At 71.9% G+C, this 23125-nt stretch carries 19 protein-coding genes and 1 tRNA gene; 4 read left to right on the forward strand and 16 right to left on the reverse strand.

What is annotated here, in order from left to right:
- Positions 1 to 15: 15 nt before the first annotated feature.
- Together SGLAU_RS09255 and SGLAU_RS09260 are read left to right on the forward strand one after the other, a co-directional pair.
- The gene (locus SGLAU_RS09255; protein ID WP_043500035.1) at positions 16 to 1674 is read left to right on the forward strand and encodes an alkaline phosphatase D family protein; all 1659 of its coding nucleotides are present in this window, start codon (positions 16 to 18) and stop codon (positions 1672 to 1674) included.
- A 333-nt stretch (positions 1675 to 2007) separates the two neighbouring features.
- Positions 2008 to 3006: a zinc metalloprotease gene (locus SGLAU_RS09260; RefSeq protein ID WP_052413682.1), complete on the forward strand. Its 999-nt coding sequence runs from the start codon at positions 2008 to 2010 to the stop codon at positions 3004 to 3006.
- Here SGLAU_RS09260 and SGLAU_RS09265 read toward each other — a convergent pair.
- On the reverse strand, positions 2988 to 3584 hold the full coding sequence (locus SGLAU_RS09265; protein WP_043500039.1) for a dienelactone hydrolase family protein: 597 nt from the start codon (positions 3582 to 3584) through the stop codon (positions 2988 to 2990). The genes SGLAU_RS09260 and SGLAU_RS09265 overlap by 19 nt on opposite strands.
- Before the next feature lie 107 nt (positions 3585 to 3691).
- Between SGLAU_RS09265 and SGLAU_RS09270 the strand changes: the two genes are divergently transcribed.
- Positions 3692 to 4801, forward strand: coding sequence for a mechanosensitive ion channel family protein (locus tag SGLAU_RS09270; protein ID WP_043500040.1), 1110 nt, complete (start codon positions 3692 to 3694; stop codon positions 4799 to 4801).
- Between the two features lie 7 nt (positions 4802 to 4808).
- Here SGLAU_RS09270 and SGLAU_RS09275 read toward each other — a convergent pair whose 3' ends face one another.
- The 5 genes from SGLAU_RS09275 to SGLAU_RS33465 all read right to left on the reverse strand — a co-directional run bounded on the left by SGLAU_RS09275 (position 4809) and on the right by SGLAU_RS33465 (position 9800).
- Entirely contained in the window at positions 4809 to 6392 is a 1584-nt protein-coding gene (locus SGLAU_RS09275; protein ID WP_043500042.1) for a Na+/H+ antiporter, read from the reverse strand.
- A 69-nt stretch (positions 6393 to 6461) separates the two neighbouring features.
- Positions 6462 to 6941, reverse strand: a complete 480-nt coding sequence (locus SGLAU_RS09280; RefSeq protein ID WP_208868899.1) for a GNAT family N-acetyltransferase — start codon at positions 6939 to 6941, stop codon at positions 6462 to 6464.
- Positions 6938 to 7882 (reverse strand): RluA family pseudouridine synthase, encoded by a 945-nt coding sequence (locus SGLAU_RS09285; protein WP_043500043.1) that lies wholly within the window; start codon positions 7880 to 7882, stop codon positions 6938 to 6940. Before SGLAU_RS09285 ends, SGLAU_RS09280 begins: the two co-directional genes overlap by 4 nt.
- Before the next feature lie 57 nt (positions 7883 to 7939).
- Complete coding sequence (gene lspA / locus SGLAU_RS09290; protein ID WP_043500045.1) at positions 7940 to 8560, reverse strand: signal peptidase II; 621 nt, start codon at positions 8558 to 8560, stop codon at positions 7940 to 7942.
- Between the two features lie 100 nt (positions 8561 to 8660).
- Positions 8661 to 9800, reverse strand: coding sequence for a TraR/DksA family transcriptional regulator (locus tag SGLAU_RS33465; RefSeq protein WP_412556263.1), 1140 nt, complete (start codon positions 9798 to 9800; stop codon positions 8661 to 8663).
- A gap of 1198 nt (positions 9801 to 10998) precedes the next feature.
- Between SGLAU_RS33465 and ileS the strand changes: the two genes are divergently transcribed.
- Positions 10999 to 14148, forward strand: a complete 3150-nt coding sequence (ileS, locus tag SGLAU_RS09305) for an isoleucine--tRNA ligase (protein ID WP_043500047.1) — start codon at positions 10999 to 11001, stop codon at positions 14146 to 14148.
- A 99-nt stretch (positions 14149 to 14247) separates the two neighbouring features.
- Here ileS and SGLAU_RS09310 read toward each other — a convergent pair.
- The 10 genes from SGLAU_RS09310 to ftsW form a co-directional block, all read right to left on the reverse strand.
- Positions 14248 to 14321 (reverse strand) — tRNA-Ala (locus tag SGLAU_RS09310).
- A gap of 168 nt (positions 14322 to 14489) precedes the next feature.
- Entirely contained in the window at positions 14490 to 15623 is a 1134-nt protein-coding gene (locus tag SGLAU_RS09315; protein ID WP_043500049.1) for a DivIVA domain-containing protein, read from the reverse strand.
- Positions 15624 to 15676: 53 nt separating this feature from the next.
- Positions 15677 to 15961: a YggT family protein gene (locus SGLAU_RS09320; RefSeq protein ID WP_007448661.1), complete on the reverse strand. Its 285-nt coding sequence runs from the start codon at positions 15959 to 15961 to the stop codon at positions 15677 to 15679.
- A 74-nt stretch (positions 15962 to 16035) separates the two neighbouring features.
- Positions 16036 to 16677 (reverse strand): cell division protein SepF, encoded by a 642-nt coding sequence (locus SGLAU_RS09325; RefSeq protein WP_043500051.1) that lies wholly within the window; start codon positions 16675 to 16677, stop codon positions 16036 to 16038.
- Between the two features lie 129 nt (positions 16678 to 16806).
- Entirely contained in the window at positions 16807 to 17526 is a 720-nt protein-coding gene (locus SGLAU_RS09330; protein WP_043500053.1) for a YggS family pyridoxal phosphate-dependent enzyme, read from the reverse strand.
- Positions 17527 to 17532: 6 nt separating this feature from the next.
- Positions 17533 to 18264 (reverse strand): peptidoglycan editing factor PgeF, encoded by a 732-nt coding sequence (gene pgeF, locus SGLAU_RS09335; RefSeq protein ID WP_043500055.1) that lies wholly within the window; start codon positions 18262 to 18264, stop codon positions 17533 to 17535.
- Positions 18261 to 19463, reverse strand: a complete 1203-nt coding sequence (gene ftsZ, locus SGLAU_RS09340) for a cell division protein FtsZ (protein ID WP_043500056.1) — start codon at positions 19461 to 19463, stop codon at positions 18261 to 18263. Before ftsZ ends, pgeF begins: the two co-directional genes overlap by 4 nt.
- A gap of 288 nt (positions 19464 to 19751) precedes the next feature.
- The gene (locus SGLAU_RS09345) at positions 19752 to 20546 is read right to left on the reverse strand and encodes a cell division protein FtsQ/DivIB (protein ID WP_043500057.1); all 795 of its coding nucleotides are present in this window, start codon (positions 20544 to 20546) and stop codon (positions 19752 to 19754) included.
- A gap of 35 nt (positions 20547 to 20581) precedes the next feature.
- Positions 20582 to 21679 (reverse strand): undecaprenyldiphospho-muramoylpentapeptide beta-N-acetylglucosaminyltransferase, encoded by a 1098-nt coding sequence (murG, locus tag SGLAU_RS09350; protein WP_043500058.1) that lies wholly within the window; start codon positions 21677 to 21679, stop codon positions 20582 to 20584.
- 6 nt (positions 21680 to 21685) lie between these two features.
- Positions 21686 to 23029 carry a putative lipid II flippase FtsW gene (gene ftsW, locus SGLAU_RS09355; protein ID WP_043500060.1) on the reverse strand — a complete coding sequence of 448 codons (1344 nt, stop codon included), beginning with the start codon at positions 23027 to 23029 and terminating at the stop codon, positions 21686 to 21688.
- Between the last annotated feature and the right edge of the window lie 96 nt (positions 23030 to 23125).

Consider the following 23125-nt stretch of genomic DNA (forward strand, 5'->3'; position numbering starts at 1 on the left):
GTAATCTGACCGGCCGTGACCAGTCGAAGCAGATCCCACACCGATCCCCTCCCGTCCTCCCCGCGCCGCCGCACGGTCGTCAAGGCCGCCGCGGCCGGGGCCGTTCTCGCGGCCCCGCTGGCCGCCGCCGTGCCGGCGCGGGCCGCCGAGGCACCCGCCTTCCTGCACGGCGTCGCCTCCGGCGACCCGCTCCCGGACGGCATCCTGCTGTGGACCCGGGTGACCCCCACCCCTGAGGCCGTCCCCGGTTCCGGTCTCGGCCCCGACGTGGAGGTGAACTGGACCGTCGCGCTGGACAAGGCGTTCAGCACCGTCGTCGCCAGGGGCACGGTCACGGCGACCGCCGCCTCCGACCACACCGTCAAGGCCGACGTCCGCGGCCTCGCGCCCGCGACCGACTACTGGTTCCGCTTCTCGGCCGCCGGCACCGACTCCCCCGCCGCCCGCACCCGCACCGCCCCGGCCGCCGACGCGGCGGTGGCCAACCTCCGCTTCGGGGTGGTCTCGTGCGCCAACTGGGAGGCCGGGCACTTCGCGGCGTACCGCCACCTCGCGGCCCGCGGCGACCTGGACGCCTGGCTGCACCTCGGCGACTACATATACGAGTACGGCACGGGCCAGTACGGCACGCGCGGGACCGTCGTACGGCCGCACGCCCCGGCCCACGAGATCCTGACCCTCGCCGACTACCGGACGCGGCACGGGCGGTACAAGACGGACCCCGACCTCCAGGCCCTGCACGCCGCGGCCCCGGTCGTCGCCATCTGGGACGACCACGAGATCGCCAACGACACCTGGTCCGGCGGCGCCGAGAACCACACCGAGGGCGCGGAGGGTCCCTGGGCCGCGCGCCAGGCCGCGGCGAAGCAGGCGTACTTCGAGTGGATGCCGGTCCGCCCGGCGCTCGCCGGCACCACCTACCGCCGGCTGCGCTTCGGCAAGCTGGCCGACCTGTCCCTGCTCGATCTGCGCTCCTTCCGCTCGCGGCAGGCGACCGTCGGCAGCGGCGAGGTCGACGACCCGGAGCGCACGCTCACCGGCCGCGCCCAGCTGGACTGGCTGAAGGCGGGGCTGGCCGCCTCGGACACCACCTGGCGGCTGGTCGGCAACTCCGTGATGATCGCGCCGTTCGCCGTCGGCTCGCTCTCGGCGGAGCTGCTGAAGCCGCTGGCGAAGCTGCTGGGCCTGCCGAGCGAGGGTCTCGCGATCAGCACCGACCAGTGGGACGGCTACACCGACGACCGCCGGGAGCTGCTGGCCCATCTGCGCGCCAACGCCATCCGCAACACGGTGTTCCTGACCGGTGACATCCACATGGCCTGGGCCAACGACGTGCCGGTGAACGCCGGGACGTATCCGCTGTCGGCCTCGGCCGCCACGGAGTTCGTGGTCACCTCGGTCACCTCCGACAACCTGGACGACCTGGTGAAGGTCCCGGAGGGCACGGTCAGCGCGGTCGCGGCCCCGGTCATCCGCGCCGCCAACCGGCACGTGCACTGGGTCGACACCGACCGGCACGGCTACGGCGTCCTGGACCTCACCGCCGAGCGGGCGCAGATGGACTACTACGTGCTGTCCGACCGCACCCGGGCGAACGCGACCTCGTCGTGGGCGCGCTCCTACCGGACCCGCAGCGGGACGCAGAAGGTCGAGCGCGTCCACACCCCCGTGTGACAGTCGCACCCGAGGGGCGATTTCCAGCCAACAGCGGCGACGCGCCGAATCGTTGAGGCGAGATCACGACACCCTTCCCTCCGTTACGGCGGGTGGTGCGAGCCGTGGTTCGAATCCGGACACACCACCCGCCCCGGTGACGGTCTTCGTCACGCCGGAATCCCGAACCCCGGACGGGCACGGTCGACCCGTCCCCCCAATCCTCCCCTTTTGCCGGGAATTTGATTGGGCCTGATCACTCCTCTTCCCGTTTGAGCATGTCCACGTAATGTCCGGGCGGCGACCAGGAAGACCCCTGTGCGCCATTCCCCACCGCATCCGCTAGGAGCCAGCATGCGTGCGCTTGCCCGGATATCTCCCTCGACGCGCAGACGTGTTCTCGCCACCGCCGCCGTGGCCGGAACCCTGATGCTCAGCACCCTGTCGGCGCCCACGAGCGTCGCGGCGGCCGGCACCCCCACGGCCGCCGACTGCGTCGAGGACACCCACGCGGACACCCACGCCACGGCGCGCGAGGCCCGCCCCGGGGACGGCGAGCACGCCGCCGAGCCCAACGAGGTGAGCGCCGCCAGGGCCCAGGCCATGGACGCCGACCTGCGCAAGAGGCTCGACCGGCTGCCGGGAGGCGGCCGCGGCCTCTCGGCGACCGCCACGACCAGCATCCCCGTGTACGTCCACGTCATCCACGACGGCGCCACGGGCCGGCTCGACGCGGCCGACATCACCGCCCAGATGAACGTGCTGAACGCGGCGTTCGGCGGTCAGGGCACCGGCAACACCGACTCCGGCTTCCAGTTCACGCTGGCCGGCACCGACTACACGGACAACGCCGCCTGGTACAACCTCTCCTCCGGCTCCGCCGAGGAGAAGGCGATGAAGTCCGCCCTGCGCAAGGGCGGAGCGAACGCTCTCAACCTGTACACCGCCAACCTCGGCGACGGCCTGCTCGGCTGGGCCACCTTCCCCAGCTCCTACAGGTCCAGCCCGTCCATGGACGGCGTGGTCGTGCTGGACGGCTCGCTGCCCGGCGGCTCGGCCGCCAACTACGACGAGGGCGACACCGCCACCCACGAGGTCGGCCACTGGCTGGGCCTGTACCACACCTTCCAGGGCGGCTGCAACGGCAACGGCGACTACGTCGACGACACCCCGGCCGAGAAGAGCCCGGCCTACGAGTGCCCCGAGGGCCGTGACACCTGCGCCCGCAAGGCGGGGGCCGACCCGATCCACAACTTCATGGACTACACGTACGACGCCTGCATGTACCAGTTCACCTCCGGCCAGGTGACCCGCATGCAGCAGAACTGGGCGGCCTACCGCGCCGCCGGCTGAGCCGGCCGGTCCAGCGAGTCCAGGAAGCCGAGCGCCACCCGCCAGGTGGCCTCGGCTGCCTCCGCGTCGTGGTCCGGCAGGTCCGGGTCGGTGTAGAGGTGGCCCGCCCCGGCGTACCGGAACACCTCCACGTCCGCGCCCGCGCGGCGCATCTGGAGGTACCAGGAGCCCAGCCAGTCCTCCGTCTCGAACGGGTCCGGCTCGGCCACGTGCAGCTGCACCGGCAGATCGTCCACCGAGGCGTTCGGCGCGAGGTCCGAGGTGCCGTGCAGCAGGAGCAGGCCCTTCGCCTTCTCGTCGCCGAGGGCGAGGGTCTGCGCGATCGAGGCGCCGAGGGAGAACCCGGCGTACACCAGGCCCCGCTCCGAATACGGCGCGGCGGCCAGCACGGCCCGCTTCAGCAGCTCGTCCTTGCCGATCTCCTCCTGGGCCGCCATGCCCTCCTCGACCGTGTCGAACGTACGCCCCTCCATCAGGTCCGGCGTCCACACCTCGTGCCCGGCCGCGCGCAGCCGCTCCGCCGCGGCGCGCACCGCGGGCCTGAGGCCATAGGTCGAGTGAAAGAGCATGATGTTCATGAGGCCATGGTGCCAGCCGGGTGTGACCCGGCACGTCCGGGGCACTGCCCGGAACGTCGGGTGAATCACAGGTTCAGGCCCGCCGGTGGCCGGATACGTTCCTGGGCATGGAGAACATACTCCGCCCACTGATCGTGGTCGGCGGCTCGGTCCTGCTCACCCTGGTGATCGGCTGGGCCACCGACCTGCTGCTGCGCAGGGCCGACGAACGGCAGAGCGAGACCCCGCTGTGGGACCTGCTGCGCCGCGGCCGCATCCCCTACCAGCTGGTGCTGTGCGCCGCGCTGCTGAGAGGGTCGTACGACAAGGCGCGGCTGCTCGGTGACCACCGGGCCGGAATCGGCCACTTCCTCACGCTGGTGCTGATCGGCTCGGCCGCCTGGCTGGTGATCCGGATCGCGGCCGCGGTCGTCGAGACCTCGTACACCCGGTACGCCCACTCCCGGGCCCGGCGCGACCCCGCGCGGGTGCGCCGGGTGCGCACCCAGGTGACGCTGATCATGCGGGTGGTCGCGGCGACCGTCGGGGTGGTGGCGGTGGCGGCGATGCTGCTGACCTTCCCCGCCTTCCGCGCCGCGGGCGCCTCGCTGCTGGCCTCGGCCGGAATCCTGGGCATCGTCGCCGGTGTCGCCGCTCAGTCCACCCTGAGCAACATGTTCGCGGGCTTCCAGATCGCCTTCGGCGACATGGTGCGCATCGGGGACACGGTCGTCGTGGACGGCCAGTGGGGCACCGTCGAGGAGATCACCCTGACCTATCTGACGGTGCGGACCTGGGACGAGCGCCGCGTCACCATGCCGGTGTCGTACTTCACCTCGAAGCCGTTCGAGAACTGGTCGCGCGGCACCCCGGAGATGACCGGCGTCGTCTACTGGCACCTGGACCACTCGGCCCCGGTGGAGGCGATGCGCGACAAGCTCCGCGACCTGCTGCGCGAGTGCCCCGCCTGGGACGGACGCGCCTACGACCTCTCGGTCACCGACACCACGCCCAACACCATGGAGGTGCGGGCCCTGATGACCGCGAAGGACGCCGACGACGTCTGGACGGTCCGGGTCGCGGTCCGCGAGCGGATGATCGACTGGCTGGTCCACGAGCACCCGTACGCCCTGCCCCGGGTCAACACCGCCAGCGCCGACCTGCCGAATCCCCGCTCGTCCCTCGACGGCCCTCCCAGCCGCCGCGCCGTGGAGACCCCGAGGGCGGACCGGGCCTGAGCGGTGCTCAGCGCAGGCTGCGCACGTCGAGCTGGCGCAGCACCCGGTCCACCACCTCGGGGTCCGCCCCGGCCTCGCTGCGCGCCGCCAGCACCTCGTGCCGGGCGGCGCTCAGCATCTCCCCCTCGATCCGGCGCACCCGCTTCAGCCGCTTCACCCGCTGCGCGTGCGCCTCCATCCGCTCCTCCTCCCCCATGTCCGGGCTGATCCGCACCCCGATCTCGAAGGCGCGCCGCAGCATCCGCTCGGACAGCTCCTCCGGCAGTTCCTCGACCTGCTCGATCTCCCGCAGCCGCCGCTTGGCGGCCTTCGCGGCCCGCACCGCCAGCGTCTTCTCGAACTCCTTCTCCCGCTCGGTGTCCGCGCGCACCCCGAGCCGCCTCACCAGCCACGGCAGCGTCAGCCCCTGGAGCACCAGCGTCGCCATGATCACGCCGAACGCGATGAAGACGATCTCGTCCCGGTCGGGGAACGGCGACCCGTCCTCCGTCTTCAGCGGGATGGCCAGCGCCAGCGCCACCGAGGCCACGCCCCGCATCCCCGACCACCACATGACGACGGTCTCCCGCCAGCTCATGGGGATGTCCTCGTAGTCGCGCCGCGCGTGCAGCCGTTTGGTCAGCCAGGTCGCGGGCAGCAGCCACAGCAGCCGTACGAGGACCACGACGCCCGCGACGGCCGCCGCCCAGCCCAGCATCTCGCCCCACCGACCGGAGGCCGTGCGGATCGCGTTGTGCAGTTCCAGGCCGATCAGCCCGAAGGCGACCCCGGTGACCAGGGTGTCGACGACGTCCCAGAAGGTGTGCCCGGCGAGCCGGGTCATGACGTCGTCGGCGTCGGTGGCGTACTCGGCGAGGAACAGCGCGGCGGTCAGCACGGCGAGCACCCCGGAGCCGTGCAGTTCCTCGGCCAGCACATAGGCGGCGTACGGCACCAGCAGGGTGAGCCCGATCTGCAGGGTGGGGTCGCCCAGCAGGTCCATCAGCTTGTTCGCGCCCCAGCCGAGCACGAGTCCCACCGCGACCGCGACCACGGCGGACAGCACCAGGTCGGCCCCGGCCGACCAGGCCGAGAAGGTGCCGCCGACCACGGCGGTGATCGCCACGTGGTAGAGCACGATGGCCGTCACATCGTTGAAGAGCCCCTCGCCCTCCAGGATGGACACCAGCCGGCGCGGCAGTCCGAGCTGTCCGGCGACGGCGGTCGCGGCGACCGGGTCGGGCGGCGCCACCAGCGCGCCGAGGGCCAGGGCGGCGGCGATCGGCAGCCCGGGCACGATGGCGTGGGCGACGAAGCCCACACAGAACATCGTGACGAACACCAGCGCCACGGCGAGCAGGAAGATCGGCCGTTTGTTCGCCGCGAACTGCCGCCAGGAGGTGCGCCGTACGGCCGCGTAGAGCAGCGGCGGCAGCAGGAGCGGCAGGATCAGCTCCGGCGGGATGTCGACGTTCGGCACGAAGTCCAGCAGCGCCAGGACGATGCCGAGCAGCGTCATCAGCACCGGTGCGGGGACACCCAGCCGGTCCCCGACCGGGACGCTCACGACGGCCCCGAGCAACAGGACGAACAACAGGGCCAGCTGGTCCACGCGCGGCGCTCCGACAGGTCTAGGTGATCAGGACCCCCCTGATACCCACCCTGCCATGGAGCACCCGTGCTACAGGGAGCGCCGCATCGCCTGGTGCGGAATCCCCGCCTCCAGGTACTCCGGACCGTAGGCCTCGTACCCCAGCCGCCGGTAGAAACCCAGCGCCTGCGTCTGCGCGTGCAGGTCCACCGCCGCGAGCCCCCGCGCGCGGGCCGTGTCCTCGATCGCCCGGACCAGCGCCGCACCGACGCCGAGTCCGCGCGCCTCCCGGACGACCGCCAGCCGCCCCAGGGAGCCCACCGCCGGATCGCCGCCGGTCCGCTCCGCGGCCGCCACCCCGTACAGCAGCCGCCCGGTGCCCAGCGGCACCCCGTCCGCCCGCACGGCGAGCACGTGCAGCGCGCCGGCGTCGTACGCGTCGTACTCGATGTCCTCCGGAACGCCCTGCTCGGCGACGAAGACCTGCTTGCGCACCGTGAAGCACGCCTCGCGGTCGGCGTCCTCCTCGGCGACCCGGACGGCGTACGACGGCGCGGCCAGCCCGGTCATCCGTAGGTCTCCTCGCGGACCTGGTCCAGCGCCGAGCGGAGGTCCTCGGGGTAGTCGCAGGCGAACTCGACCCACTCGCCGCTGCCCGGATGCTCGAAGCCCAGCCGGACGGCGTGCAGCCACTGCCGGGTCAGGCGCAGCCGCTTGGCGAGCGTCGGGTCGGCCCCGTAGGTCAGGTCGCCGACGCAGGGGTGGCGGTGCGCGGCCATGTGGACGCGGATCTGGTGGGTGCGGCCGGTCTCCAGCTTCACATCGAGCAGAGACGCCGCGCGGAACGCCTCGATCAGGTCGTAGTGCGTGACGGAGGGCTTGCCCTCGGCGGTGACCGCCCACTTGTAGTCGTGGTTCGGGTGACGGCCGATCGGCGCGTCGATGGTGCCGCTGGTCGGGTCCGGGTGGCCCTGCACGAGCGTGTGGTACCGCTTGTCGACCGTGCGCTCCTTGAACTGGCGCTTCAGCGACGTGTACGCGTACTCCGACTTCGCCACCACCATCAGCCCCGACGTGCCGACGTCCAGCCGGTGCACGATGCCCTGGCGCTCGGCGGCGCCGGAGGTCGAGATCCGGTACCCCGCCGCGGCCAGACCGCCGATGACGGTCGGCCCGGTCCAGCCGGGGCTCGGGTGGGCGGCGACGCCGACCGGCTTCACGATGACGACCACGTCATCGTCGTCGTGCACGATCTCCATGCCCTCGACCGGCTCGGCCACCACCTGCACCGGCGCGGCGGCCTGCGGCATCTCGACCTCCAGCCAGGCGCCGCCGTGCACCCGCTCGGACTTGCCGACCACCGTGCCGTCGACCAGCACCTTGCCCGCCGCGGCCAGCTCCGCGGCCTTCGTACGGGAGAAGCCGAACATGCGGGAGATGGCGGCGTCGACGCGCTCGCCCTCCAGACCGTCGGGCACGGGCAGGGTACGGATCTCGGGAATCGTGCTCACCCGTCGAGTATGCCGGACCGGCCCGGCACATCCGTACGCGGTGCTCGGTCCCGGTGCTCAGTCCCGGTGGACGGTCCCGTCCGGGTCCAGGCCCCTGAAGGACAGCAGCACGATCAGGATCCCGCCGCACACGATCGCCGAGTCGGCCAGGTTGAAGACGGCGAAGTGCTTGGGCGCGATGAAGTCCACCACCGCGCCCTGGAAGACGCCCGGCGAGCGGAAGATGCGGTCCGTGAGGTTGCCGAGCGCGCCGCCGAGCAGCAGGCCGAGCGCGACCGCCCAGGGCAGGCTGTACAGCTTGCGGGCGAGGCGGGCGATCACCACGATCACGGCCGCCGCGATCACCGTGAAGATCACGGTGAAGGCCTCGCCGAAGCCGAAGGCCGCGCCCGCGTTGCGGATCGCCTCGAAGCGCAGCCACTCGCCGACGACCTCGATCGGCTCCTGGTGCTCCAGCTTCTCGACCACGATCATCTTGCTGACCAGGTCGAGCAGGTAGGCGAGCGCGGCGACCGCGAACAGCACGGCGATCCGCCGCCTGCCGCGGGGCCGCTCGGGGGCGGCCCCGGACTCGGCGCCGCCCTCGCCGCTCTCGTCGCCGCCGGGCCGCTCCGGCTCCCCGGCCCGGGCCGCGTCCGAATCGTCCGGCGTACCGATGATGCGCTCCGCCTCTGCCACGTGAGTCCCTCAACCTAGGTGCCTGACTGAGGACGAGGGTACGGCACGCCTTCCGCGCCGATCAGTACCGGCGTTCGGGACGGGCGCCCGGCACCGGTGCTCAGTACCGGCGCTCCTGCTTCTGCTTGCACTCCACGCACAGGGTGGCCCGCGGGAAGGCCTGCATCCTCGCCTTGCCGATCGGCTGCCCGCAGTTCTCGCACAGGCCGTACGTGCCCGCGTCCAGGCGCTGCAGGGCGCGCTCGGTCTGGATCAGCATCTCGCGCGCGTTCGCGGCCAGGGCCAGTTCGTGCTCGCGGGTGATGTTCTTGGCGCCGGTGTCCGCCTCGTCGTCCCCCGCGCCGTCCCCGGACTCCCGCATCAGACCGGCCAGTGACGCCTCCGAGGAGGCGATCTCCGTGCTCAACCGGTCCAGCTCGCTCGACAGCTCGCTGCGGGCCTCCTCGACCTCCTCGGGGGTCCACGGGTCCTCACCGGGGCGTACCGCCAGCTCGCCGGGCTCCGCCGCGGCGGCGCGCGCCTTCGGAACGGCGGTCTGGGCCGCCGGGGCCGTGCCAGAAGTCTTCTTCGCAACCACCGTCGTGGCTCCCGTCTGCTCCGCGGCCTCGGCCGCGCCCGCCTTCTTCACCGTGCTCCCGGCCCCGCCCGCGGCCGGACCCTTCGCTCGCCTTCCCCGCCCCCCGGCGCCCCCACGGCCCGGCACGGCCGTGCCGTCGGCCTGGGGTGCCCCGGCCGCCGCCTTGCCGGCCGCCGTTGTCCTGGCCACCGTTCCCCCGGCGGTGGAGCTCCCGGCCGCCCGGCCGGTGGCCGCGGCTCCGGCGGCCGGCGCGGGCTCGGCATGGGCCTCCTCGGCCACCGCCCGCCTCGCCGGGGCCCGCCTGGCTGCCGCCTTGTTCGCCGGGGTCTCGTTCACCAGGGCCTCCTTCGCCGTGGCCTTCTTCGCCGTGGCCTTCTTCGCCGTGGCCTTCTTCGCCGTGGCCTTCTTGGCCACGGACTTCTTCGCGACGGCCTTCCTGCCCGGCTCCCGCTCGGCCGCCGACCGCGCGGCCGACACACCCCCGGCCGCTCGCTCCCCCGGCGCCCCCGTCGCCACGGCCTTCCCGGCCACGGCCTTCCCGCCCGCGACCTTCTTTCCCGCGGCCTTCTTGCCCGCGATCTTCTTGGCGGTCGCCTTCTCGGCCGTGCCGTTCTCGGCAACGGCGTCCCTCGCGGTGGCCGTCCTGGTTGCGTGCTGTGCCACGGGCACCCCGTCGGACGACGCCGCGACACCGGCCTTCCCGGTTGTCGCCTGCCCGGCCGTCGCCTTCCCGGTTGTCGTCTTCCCGGCCGTCGCCCTCCCGCTGGTCGCCTGTCCCGCCACCGCCTTCCCGGCCGCGGGCTTCCTGACAGCGGCCTTCTTGGCGGACGCTTCCTTGGCCACGGCCTTTCCGGCGGTGACCTTTCCGGCGGTGACCGCGCCTGTGGCCGCCTTCCCGGCCGCGCCCTCTTTGGTCCCCCGGCTCCCGGCCCCGGCCCGCTTCACGGCACTCCGCGTCACCGCCGCCTTCCGGGGCGCGGACCGCTTCACCGCGGACTCGCTCGCAGGCTCCCCCTTGCCCGCCGTCCTGCCCGCCGTCTTCTTGCGCGCCGCCGTCTTCCTCACCGCGCCTCCGGGAGCGGCCGCCTTCCCCGCGCTCCCCTCCCCCGGCGCCGCCGTCACGGCGTCCACCGCACGCCTCGCGACCGTCCCGCCGGCGGCGCGCGTGCTCTTCTTGCCGCTCACGTCCTTGGCCGCACCGCCGGAAGCGCTGGTGCCTGTGGGCCTGCCCGACGCCGACTGCTGTACGGCGGTCTTCTTCGCCACCATGGCCGCGGCCCCTTCACATATTGTGATCTTGCACGCGAATCGTGCTGGGACGATAAATCGACTTGAGTCCCGCGGCAACGGGGCACGCCGCCCGATCCGCCCGCCCCACGACCCCCGCGTGACCGGCATGCATGCGTTGTGCCCAGCTCCCCGCGGGGTATGCCGCCGAGCCCGACTTCCGCGGATCCCGAGCGCCGCGTGTGCCCGTTCGGGTCACGCCGGGTGCCGCACCGGGCCCGCCGCAAAACCGGTCGGCCGCTGTCCCCGGGGCGCCGTACACTGGGCGGAGCGAAAAGCGTGGATGGGGACGAGTAGCGGCGTACGCAGCCCACAGCGACCCGGGGACGGTGGAAGCCCGGGGGCGAGCGCGACGTGAAGATCACCCCGGAGCCGCCGGAAGAAAGCCGCCGCCCAGAGCGGTGGCCAGTAGAACCGGCATCGCGACCCCAATGAGGGGGCTCGCCGAGGCAAGGACCCGCCCCGGAGAGCCAAGGAGGGTGGTACCGCGGGAGCGCGCCGAAGACGGCGTAGACAAGACGTAGCTCTCGTCCCTCCGACGGAAGGCAGCAAGTCCGCCGGAGGAAGATCGCTGATGACGACAGCGCCGACGTACCGCCAGGTGCCCGCTCAGGTCGACCTGCCCGCGCTCGAGCACGCCGTGCTCGACTTCTGGCGCGAGCAGAAGATCTTTGCCAAGAGCCTGGAGCAGTCCCAGGGCCGCCCCGAGTGGGTGTTCTACGAGGGCCCGCCCACCGCCAACGGCATGCCCGGCGCCCACCACATCGAGGCGCGCGTCTTCAAGGACGTCTTCCCCCGCTTCCGCACCATGCGCGGCTACCACGTGGCCCGCAAGGCGGGCTGGGACTGCCACGGGCTGCCGGTCGAGCTGGCGGTCGAGAAGGAGCTCGGGTTCTCCGGCAAGCAGGACATCGAGGCGTTCGGCATCGCCGAGTTCAACGCCAGGTGCCGGGAGTCCGTGCTCCGCCACACCGACGCCTTCGCCGAGCTGACGACCCGCATGGGCTACTGGGTCGACCTCGACGACGCCTACGTCACGATGGACCCCGAGTACATCGAGTCGGTCTGGTGGTCGCTGAAGGAGATCTTCAACAAGGGACTCCTGGTCCAGGACCACCGCGTCGCCCCCTGGTGTCCCCGCTGCGGCACCGGCCTGTCCGACCACGAGCTGGCACAGGGCTACGAGACGGTCGTCGACCCGTCGGTCTACGTCCGCTTCCCGCTGACCTCCGGCCCGCTGGCCGGCGAGGCCGCCCTGCTGGTGTGGACGACCACCCCGTGGACCCTGGTGTCCAACACGGCCGTGGCCGCCCACCCCGAGGTCACCTACGTCGTCGCCACGAACGGCGAGGAGAAGCTGGTCGTCGCCGAGCCGCTGGTCGCCAAGGCGCTCGGCGAGGGCTGGGAGACCACCGGCCAGTCCTTCACCGGCGCCGAGATGGAGCGCTGGACGTACCAGCGCCCGTTCGAACTGGTGGCGTTCCCGGCCGAGGCGCACTTCGTGGTCAACGCCGACTACGTCACCACCGAGGACGGCACGGGTCTGGTCCACCAGTCCCCCGCCTTCGGTGAGGACGACCTCAAGGTCTGCCGCTCCTACGGCCTGCCGATGGTGAACCCGGTCCGCCAGGACGGCACCTTCGAGGAGGACCTGCCCCTGGTGGGCGGCGTCTTCTTCAAGAAGGCCGACGAGGCACTCACCGAGGACCTCGGCGCGCGCGGTCTGCTCTTCAAGCACCTGCCGTACGAGCACAGCTACCCGCACTGCTGGCGCTGCCACACCGCGCTGCTCTACTACGCGCAGCCCTCCTGGTACATCCGTACGACGGCCGTCAAGGACCGCCTGCTCCAGGAGAACGAGAAGACCAACTGGTTCCCGGACACGGTCAAGCACGGCCGCTTCGGCGACTGGCTGAACAACAACATCGACTGGGCGCTCTCCCGCAACCGCTACTGGGGCACCCCGCTGCCGATCTGGCGCTGCGAGGAGGGCCACCTCACCTGCGTCGGCTCCCGCGCGGAGCTGTCCGAGCTGACCGGCACCGACCAGTCGGACCTCGACCCGCACCGCCCGTTCATCGACGACGTCACCTTCACCTGCCCCGACGAGGGCTGCTCCCGCGAAGCGGTGCGCGTGCCCGAGGTCATCGACGCCTGGTACGACTCGGGGTCGATGCCGTTCGCGCAGTGGGGCTACCCGTACAAGAACAAGGAGCTGTTCGAGAGCCGGTACCCGGCGCAGTTCATCTCCGAGGCCATCGACCAGACCCGCGGCTGGTTCTACACGCTGATGGCGGTCGGCACGCTCGTCTTCGACAAGTCGTCGTACGAGAACGTCGTCTGCCTCGGCCACATCCTCGCCGAGGACGGCCGGAAGATGTCCAAGCACCTGGGCAACATCCTCCAGCCGATCCCGCTGATGGACCAGCACGGCGCGGACGCGGTCCGCTGGTTCATGGCGGCCGGCGGCTCCCCGTGGGCGGCCCGCCGGGTGGGTCACGGCACCATCCAGGAGGTCGTCCGCAAGACGCTCCTCACCTACTGGAACACCGTCGCCTTCCAGGCCCTGTACGCGCGCACGTCGAACTGGGCGCCGTCCGCGGCGGACCCGGCCCCGGCCGACCGCCCGCTGCTGGACCGCTGGCTGCTCAGCGAGCTCCACGCCCTCACCGACCAGGTGACCCAGGCGCTGGAGGCGTACGACACCCAGCGCGCCGGCAAGCTGCTGTCGGCGTTCGTCGACGACCTGTCGAACTGGTACGTCCGCCGCTCCCGCCGCCGCTTCTGGCAGGGCGACAAGGCCGCGCTGCGCACCCTGCACGAGGTCGTCGAGACGGTCACCAGGCTGATGGCGCCGCTGACCCCGTTCATCACCGAGCGGGTCTGGCAGGACCTGATCGTCCCCGTCACCCCGGGCGCGCCCGAGTCGGTGCACCTGTCGTCGTGGCCGGAGGCGGACCTCGGCGCGATCGACCCGGAACTGTCGCGGCAGATGGTGCTGGTGCGCCGGCTGGTGGAGCTGGGGCGCGCGACCCGCGCCGAGTCGGGCGTCAAGACCCGTCAGCCGCTGAAGCGCGCGCTGATCGCGGCGACCGGCTTCGAGGCGCTCGACCGCGAGCTGCACACCCAGATCACCGAGGAGCTGAACGTCGAGTCGCTCGCGTCGCTGAGCGAGGTCGGCGGCTCCCTGGTCGACACGACGGCCAAGGCCAACTTCCGTGCTCTCGGCAAGCGGTTCGGCAAGCGGGTGCAGGACGTCGCCAAGGCGATCGCCGAGGCCGACGCGGCGGCGCTGTCGCTGGCGCTGCGCGAGGGCAACGCCTCCGTGGAGGTCGACGGCGAGACGATCACCCTGGCCCCGGACGAGGTGATCGTCACCGAGACGCCGCGCGAGGGCTGGTCGGTGGCGTCCGACGCGGGTGCCACGGTCGCCCTGGACCTGGAGATCACCGAGGAGCTGCGCCAGGCCGGTCTCGCCCGTGACGCGATCCGGCTGATCCAGGAGGCCCGCAAGAACAGCGGCCTCGACGTGGCCGACCGGATCGCGCTGCGCTGGACGGCCACGGACCCGGCGGTGGTCGCCGCCCTGTCCGAGCACTCCGCGCTGATCGCCGACGAGGTGCTGGCCACCGACTTCGCGCAGGGCGAGGCGGACGGCTCCGGCTACGGCGAGCCGTTCACCGACGAGGGCCTGTCCCTGGCCTTCCGTCTGCGCAAGGCGTAGGCCACCGGCGGACCACCACGCGAAAGGCCCGGCCCCTCGACGGGGCCGGGCCTTTCGCGTCGCACGTCGTCACAGGTCACGGAAGGGCGACGGGCAAGCAGGGGCGGGCCGGGTTCGAACCGGCGTCCTCCTCGATGCCATCGAGGCGCGACTGCCTCTGCGCCACGCGCCCCTCGGAGCACCCTACGCGACCGCACGCGCCCCGGGTGCGCCCGGCGCCCGGGAAGGATCCGAGCGCCCTGCGCGCACCCGAGCGCCCCCACGAAAAAGGGCGGGGCCCCGGATTCTTCTCCGGGGCCCCGCCCTGAACGCTGCCGACGGCTACGCCGTACCACGCACTGTCAGTTGTCGTCCTCGTCGATCAGGAACCCGCGCATCGGCGAGGGAGCCTGGCCCATCGGCGACGGACCCTGCGGCCGGACCGGCGCCATCGGCTGGGTCATGGCCGGGGACATCTGCTGCTGACCGCCGTAGGACGGAGCGGACGGGCTCGGCGCACCCCCCATCGACTGGTTGCCGCCGTACGACGGGGCACTCGCGCCGGCCGGTGCCATCGAGGGCGCCGGGGACGGCGGGAGGGACGCGGCCGCGGGCGTGCGCGGCGGGGCCAGCGAGTCGTCGGCCTGGGTCTCCAGCTGACGCAGCTGCGACTCCAGGTACGACTTCAGGCGCGTGCGGTACTCGCGCTCGAAGCCGCGCAGGTCCTCGACCTTGCGCTCCAGCGTGGCGCGGGCGGACTCCAGGGAGCCCATCGCGACACGGTGCTTCTCCTGCGCGTCCCGCTCCAGGGCGTCGGCCTTGGCACGGGCGTCACGCTCCAGACCCTCGGCACGCGAACGCGCCTCGCCGACGATCTTGTTGGCCTCGGAGCGGGCCTCGGCGATCGCCTGGTCGGCGGTCTGCTGGGCCAGCGAGAGGACACGGGCGGCGCTGTCGCCGCCGGGGCCCTGACCGGGGCCGCCCATCGGACCGCCCATGGGGCCGCCCATCGGACCCGGGCCCATCTGGCCCTGCATCGGGCCACCCTGGCCCATCGGACCCTGGCCCATCGGGCCGGGACCCTGCGGACCCTGACCGCCGGGGCCGGCGGGCAGCTGCGGGGCACCGCTCGGCAGCTGGGGCGGGCCACCCATGGGGCCGCCCATCTGCTGCTGCGGCGGGCCCGATATGCCGGCGGGCACCGGAGCGCCGGGACCTCGCATGCCCTGCTGCGGCATGCCCTGCTGGGGCATACCCTGCTGAGGCTGCTGCTGGTCCTGCTGCTCCTGCGGCTTGCGCATGTTCTGCTGGTTCTGCGCGGCGGCGCGGGTGGCCGCGGCCAGCTTGGCGCGCAGGTCCTCGTTCTCGCGGAGCAGACGGGTCAGTTCGGCTTCGACCTCGTCGAGGAAGGCATCGACCTCGTCCTCGTCATAGCCTTCTCGGAGGCGGACGGTCGTGAACTGCTTGTTCCGCACGTCCTCGGGGGTCAACGGCATCTCTTCACCTCAACGTAGTCGTCGGCATTCGGCAAGACGGTAGGTCACATCGCTCACAGCCGGCTCACGATCGAGATCAGGATGTAGACGATGATCATCAGTACGAAGAAGGACAGGTCGAGCGCCACGCCCCCGAGACGCAGCGGCGGAATGAACCGCCGCAGAAGCTTGAGCGGTGGATCAGTGACAGTGTAGGTGGCCTCCAGAACGACCACCATCGCCTTGCCGGGTTGCCACGAGCGGGCGAACTGGAAGACGTAGTCCATGACCAACCGGAAGATGAGCACGATGAGGAAGCACATCAGCGCGATGTAGACGACATCCAGGACCACGCTCATGCCCGTGCTTCCCTCTCCCCTGTTTCCTGTGCTGTGCCGGTACTGATTTGTACCGCTTTTTCCGGTCGTGCGTCTCAGCTCTGGTTGAAGAACCCGCCCTCTGCGATGCGGGCCTTGTCCTCCGCCGTGACATCGACGTTAGCAGGCGACAACAGGAACACCTTCTGCGTCACCCGCTCGATGCTGCCGTGAAGACCAAACACCAAACCGGCCGCAAAGTCGACAAGTCGCTTGGCGTCTGTGTCGTCCATCTCAGTCAGATTCATGATCACCGGCGTGCCCTCGCGGAAGTGTTCCCCGATGGTACGGGCCTCGTTGTAGGTCCGCGGGTGAAGCGTGGTGATCCGGTACGGCTCTCGTTCCGACACGACCTTGGGCATGATCACCGGTGCGTTCTTCTCCAGGCTTGCGCGTTCTTGTGTGATGGACGCCACGGGCGCGATGCGCGCCGGACGTGCGGATTCCGCGGGGAGCGAAGCGGAGTGCGCCACCGGCTCGCGGGGCGCGGGAGGGTGCACCACTCGCACCGGTTCGTCCCTTTGGGGCTGGTGTGAACCGTGCGACTGGTGGGACGGTTCGTGCCGCCGGTGATCTCGTTCGGGCTCCGGGTCCAGTTCGGGCTCGAAGTCGTCATCGGGGTCGAATCCCCGGCCGTCGTACCCATCGTCCTCCACGAGGCCGAGGTAGACCGCCATCTTGCGCATCGCGCCGGCCATGCTCTGAGTCCTCCGCTCTGTGGTGGATCGGCTGACGAGTGGCGAGTGCCCGCGATCCACGAGGTCGATTGCCCGCCCTTCGACGGATAATGACCATATTTTCTGCTGTGGTCCGACTTCTTGGCGACGTTACCCGAGCCTGGGGCGGACTCCGAGTACCGCGGTGCCGACGCGTACATGTGTCGCTCCGGCGGCCACGGCCTGTTCGAGGTCCGCGCTCATCCCTGCCGAGACCATGTTCGCAGCCGGATGGGCCCGGCGCAGGTCGGTCGACAAATCCATCAACCGCTCGAACACCGCCTGTTGCCGTCCGGCGTACTCGCCGGTCAGAGGTGCGACCGTCATCAGCCCGTCCAGCCGCAGCCCGGGAGAGCCGGCGATCAGACCGGCCAACTCCCCCACGCCCTCCGGTGCCACGCCGCCCCGCTCGCCCCGGCCGCTCGCCCCCGCGTCGAAGGCGACCTGGACCAGGCACCCGATCTCGCGGCCGGCCCGCACGGCCTCCTTGGACAGCGCCGTCACCAGCCGGGCCCGGTCGACGGACTGCACCACATCCGCATAACCGACCACGGAACGGACTTTGTTGGTCTGCAACTGACCGACGAAGTGCCAGGAAAGGGGCAGGTCCGTGCATTCCGCGGCCTTGGGCGCCGCGTCCTGGTCACGGTTCTCGGCGACGTGGCGCACTCCGAGCCCGGACAGGATCCGGACATCGCTCGCGGGGTACGTCTTGGTGACCACGATCAGGGTCACCTCTTCGCGTGCCCGTCCCGCCGCCGCGCAGGCCGCGGCGATGCGCTCCTCCACCCGCGCGAGGTTCGCGGCGAGTTCGTCCCTACGGTCCGTCATGCCCTATCAGTCCAGCCACACATAGCCCGCGAGCCGACCAGTGGTGCGGTCGCGGCGGTAAGAGAAGTGGTCGTGCGACTCCAGCGTGCACACCGGCGACTGCGCCCGGTCGTGCACCCCGAGCCGGTCGAGCTGCGCGTGCACCCCGGCGGTCACGTCGACCGCCGGCGTGCCCCAGCTCGTGACGGCGTACGCCGCCGGTTCGACGGCGGCCACCTCGGCCCGCATCGCCTCCGGCACCTCGTAGCACCGGCCGCAGACGGCGGGTCCGGTGCGGGCGGCGATCCGGGAGGGTTCCGCGCCGAGTTCCGTCATGGCCCGGACGGCGGCGGGGACGACTCCCGCGACCATCCCCGGGCGGCCCGCGTGGACGGCGGCCGTCACTCCGGCCACCGGGTCCGCGAGCAGCACGGGCGTGCAGTCCGCGGTGAGGACGGCGAGGGCGAGACCCCGGCGGGCCGTGACCACCGCGTCCACCGAGGGGACGGCGGCCGTGGACCCCCAGGGTCCGTCGACCACCGCCACGTCGTTGCCGTGCACCTGGTTCATCCAGACCACCCGGGCCGGGTCGATCCCCAGTGACTTCGCGGCCAGTTCCCGGTTGGCCGTCACGGCGGCCGGGTCGTCGCCGACCGCGCCGCCGAGGTTGAGCTCCTCATACGGAGCGGCGCTCACCCCGCCCCACCGGTCGGTGAAGGCGAAGTGCGCGCCGCTCACGCTCTCGCGCCGTCCTATCACTTCAGGAAGTCCGGGACGTCCAGCTCCTCGGCCGCGCTGTCCGTGTAGGTCCGCGGCGCCGGCGTGACCGGCGGGGCGACCGGGATGTCGTTCACCGGCTCCGGCGCGGGCTCCGGCTCCTCCTTCGGCGTGACGCTGCCGAGCGAGCCGAACGACGGCCGGCTCTCCGGCTGCCGCGCCGGAGCGGGCTCCTCGCGGCGGGCCGGGGCGGCGGAGGCCGAGCCGAGGACGTTGTCCCGGCGGGCCGGCGGCTGGCCGCCGTCGAAGCCGGCCGCGATCACGGTGACCCGCACCTCGTCGCCGAGGGCGTCGTCGATGACCGCGCCGAAGATGATGTTGGCCTCGGGGTGGGCCGCCTCGCTGACCAGCTGGGCGGCCTCGTTGATCTCGAACAGGCCGAGGTCGGAGCCGCCGGAGATGGAGAGCAGCACACCGCGGGCGCCGTCGATGGACGCCTCGAGGAGCGGGGAGGAGATGGCCATCTCGGCCGCGGCCACCGCGCGGTCGTCGCCGCGGGCCGAGCCGATGCCCATGAGGGCGGAACCGGCCTCGGACATGACCGACTTGACGTCGGCGAAGTCCAGGTTGATCAGGCCGGGGGTGGTGATGAGGTCGGTGATGCCCTGAACGCCGGAGAGCAGGACCTGGTCCGCCGACTTGAAGGCGTCGAGGACCGAGACCTGGCGGTCCGAGATGGACAGCAGGCGGTCGTTCGGGATGACGATGAGGGTGTCGACCTCTTCGCGCAGTTCGGCGATGCCGTCCTCGGCCTGGTTCGCGCGGCGCCGTCCCTCGAAGGTGAACGGGCGCGTGACCACGCCGATGGTGAGCGCGCCGAGGGAGCGTGCGATGTTGGCCACGACGGGCGCGCCGCCGGTGCCGGTGCCGCCGCCTTCACCGGCCGTCACGAAGACCATGTCGGCCCCCTTGAGGACCTCCTCGATCTCCTCGCGGTGGTCCTCGGCGGCCTTGCGGCCGACGGCCGGGTTGGCTCCGGCGCCGAGTCCGCGGGTGAGTTCACGGCCGACGTCCAGCTTGACGTCGGCGTCGCTCATCAACAGGGCTTGCGCGTCGGTGTTGATGGCGATGAACTCGACGCCCTTGAGACCGACCTCGATCATCCGGTTGATGGCATTGACACCACCGCCGCCGACACCGATGACTTTGATGACTGCGAGGTAGTTCTGCGGTGCTGCCACGTCGAAGGCCTCTCGCCTCGAGTTACGTGTCGCCGCATCCGCGTGGGCACTGCGCCCGCGCGGTCCGACGACTGATGCCGAATGGGACGGTCCGTATCGCCGACCCGAACCCTAACGTTGAAGTTTAGGGTTACCAGTGTGTCTGTTCCCTGGAGTCTTCTGAACAGGACACTAAGTCGACAAGTGGCGCACGTTCAACGAACACGCCGAACCTCCCGTTTTTCTTTTCACCCTATGTGATCAGCCGTAGCGGTGCCCAACCAGGGTGCTGGCCTGCGCTGATGTGCGTCAACTCCCTGATGACGCCGGGGCGGTGGGGACGCTCACGTCGAAGTGCCGTGCGTCGGGGGCCGCTTTCATGAGAGCGGTCAGCGTACGGGCCTTCGCGGGCCCCTCCTCACCGCTCCCCCAGGCGACGGTCCGGCCGTCGGCCAACTTCAGCGTGATGTCGTCGAAGGAGCGGACCTCGACCGTCCGGGTCCGGTGCGCGACCGCCGCCGGGAGGCTGCCGGCCACCCGCACCGCCTCGCGCACCAGCCGGGGCTCGCCGAAGCGGCGCAGGCTGGCCGCCGCGGAACGGGACCGGGAGGGTTCCAGTTTCAGGAGGGGCACACCTTTCGGAGCGTCAGAAACCGTGGCGAAACGGACGCCTTCATCGTCCACTTCCACGAACTTCCGGCCCTTTTCGAGGAGCAGTACCGCCGTCCGCTCGGTGACTTCCAGACCGATTCCGTGCGGCCAGGAACGGACCACGTCGATCTCGTCGATCCGGGGCAGTTCCCGGCGCAGCCGACTCTCCATCGCCTCGGTGTCGACCGAGACGAGAGGCTCCCCCAGGGGGACGTCGGCGGCCTCGCGGACCTGCCCGGGGGTGAGCACCCGGGTGCCCGAGACGGAGACGCTCTCCACGCGCAGCCACCGCGAGCCGTACAGCACCCAGCCGCCGCCCGCGCCGAGCAGCGCCAGGACGACGGCGAGGACGGCGACGGTGCGGGGCCGGGGCGGCCGGGGCCGCCGGGCAGGGGGCGGGCCGGACGACTCCTGCTGGCGCGCACCGCGCTCCGCGGTGGTGGGTCCGGCCACGCTCTCTGCCTTCCGCTCACATGGAAATCCGGTTCCTATCGGTGTGCACGGTGGGCGGCGATCGCCTCGTACACCATGCCGACGAGCAGCTCGTCGGCGTCCCGGCGGCCGAACTCGGCGGCGGCGCGGGACATCTCGTACAGCCGGTGCGGGTCGGCCAGCACGGGCAGCACGTTCTGCTGCACCCACTCCGGGGTGAGCTCCGCGTCGTCGACCAGCAGCCCGCCGCCGGCCTTGACCACCGGCTGGGCGTTCAGCCGCTGCTCGCCGTTGCCGATGGGCAGCGGGACGTAGGCGGCCGGGAGTCCGACGGCGGACAGTTCGGCGACGGTCATCGCGCCCGCGCGGCAAAGCATCATGTCGGCCGCGGCGTACGCGAGGTCCATCCGGTCCAGATAACTTACCGGGATGTACGGGGGCATCCCCGGCATCTGGTGCACCTGCGGCAGTTCGTTCTTCGGGCCCACCGCGTGCAGGATCTGGATCCCGGCCTGCTGGAGCCAGGGCGCGACCTGCTGGACGACCTCGTTGAGACGGCGGGCGCCCTGCGAGCCGCCCGAGACGAGCAGGGTCGGCAGGTTGGGGTCGAGGCCGAACATCGCGCGCGCCTCGGGGCGGGCGGCGGCCCGGTCCAGGGTGGCGATGGAGTGGCGCAGCGGGATGCCGATGTAGCGCGAGTTCCGGAGCTTGCTGTCCGGGGTGGCGACGGCGACCTGTGCGGCGTAGCGGGAGCCGATCTTGTTGGCGAGGCCGGGCCGGGCGTTGGCCTCGTGGATGACGATCGGCACGCCGAGGCGCTTGGCGGCCAGGTAGCCGGGCAGCGCCACGTAGCCGCCGAAGCCGACCACGACGTCCGCCCGGGTGCGCTCCAGGATCTGCTCGGCCGCCTTGATCGTGCCGCGCAGCCGGCCCGGGACGGTGATCAGCTCGGGGGTGGGCTTGCGGGGCAGCGGGACGGCCGGGATCAGCGCCAGCTCGTAACCCCGCTCGGGGACCAGCCTGGTCTCCAGGCCGCGCTCCGTGCCCAGGGCCGTGATGCCCACGGTCGGGTCCTGCCTGCGCAGGGCGTCCGCGAGGGCGAGCGCGGGCTCGATGTGGCCCGCGGTACCCCCGCCGGCGAGTACGACATGCACCGAAATTCACCGCTCTCCGGACGTGCGCACCGCCGAGGTGCGCCGTCGCATCGTGTTCCATCTCCGGGGCCCCGCGGGGCCCCCAGCCCCCCGCTTTCTACCAAAGCGGGGTTGCCGCATCGCAAGCGCCGCCCGCGCAGCGGGCTCGTCGCGCGCGAAGGCGATCAGCAGCCCGATGGCGAACATGGTCGGCAGCAGGGCGGATCCCCCGTAGGAGAACAGCGGGAGCGGGACACCGGCGATCGGCAGCAGGCCGAGCACCGCACCCATGTTGATCACGGCCTGGGCCGTGATCCAGGTGGTCACGCCTCCCGCGGCATACCTGACGAAGGGGTCCTCCGTGCGTCCGGCCACGCGGATACCCGCATAGCCTAGAGCGGCGAAGAGGGCGAGCACCGACAGCGTCCCCGCGAGGCCCAGTTCCTCACCGGTGACGGCGAAGATGAAGTCGGTGTGCGCTTCGGGGAGTTGGCCCCATTTTTCCACACTCGCACCGAGCCCGGAGCCGAAGAGGCCACCGGAGGCGAGGGCGTAGATGCCGTGCACGGCCTGCCAGCAGGAGCCGTCCGGGCCCATCTCGGTGGCGCCGATGCAGGCGAAGCGGTCCAGCCGGTTGGAGTTGGTCTTGATCAGGACCGTGCCGATCGCCCCGGCGACCGCCAGCACCCCGACGAACAGCCGGGTGGGCGCTCCGGCCAGCCACAGCAGCCCGAACAGGATCGCGGTCAGGATGATGGCGGTGCCCATGTCACCGCCCAGCATGATGAGGCCGAGCAGCAGGAACGCCACCGGGACCAGCGGCACCAGCATGTGCTTCCACTGCGCCATCAGCCTCTTGTCCTGCTTGCGGGCGAGCAGGTCCGCGCCCCACAGGATCAGGGCGAGCTTGCCGAACTCGCTGGGCTGGATCTGGAAGGAGCCGCCGAGCGAGATCCAGTTCTGGTTGCCGTTGACCGCCACTCCTATCCCGGGCACCTGCACCAGCGCCATCAGGAAGACGGCGCCCGCGAGGATCGGGTAGGCGAGGGCCCGGTGCAGCTTCACCGGCATCCGGGAGGCCGCGTACAGCAGGCCGGCGCCGATCACGGCGGCCAGCAGCTGCTTGCGGAAGAAGTACGACCCGGGCAGCGACATCTGCAGCGCGGTGATCTGGGAGGCCGAGTAGACCATCACCAGCCCGAGCACGGTGATCAGCAGGCTGCCGCCGAGGATCAGGTAGTAGGCGGTCAGCGGCCGGTCCCAGGCCCGGCGGGCCCGCGTGAGGAGTCGTGCGACCGGGTTCTCGCAGGGGCCGGCCGGGGGCCGCACCGTCCGCCGCACCGGGGGACGGCCCGTACGGCTACCGGGCATGGCCGGCTCCCGTACGCCCGCCCCGGCCGTTCGCCCGCGGCGCGGCCGCGGACCGCCGCGGCGCCCTGCCGCCGGCGGGCTCCCGCCGGCCGGCCA

Origin of the sequence: Streptomyces glaucescens (assembly GCF_000761215.1) — a bacterium.
In the GTDB taxonomy this organism is placed as follows: Bacteria; Actinomycetota; Actinomycetes; order Streptomycetales; family Streptomycetaceae; genus Streptomyces; species Streptomyces glaucescens_B.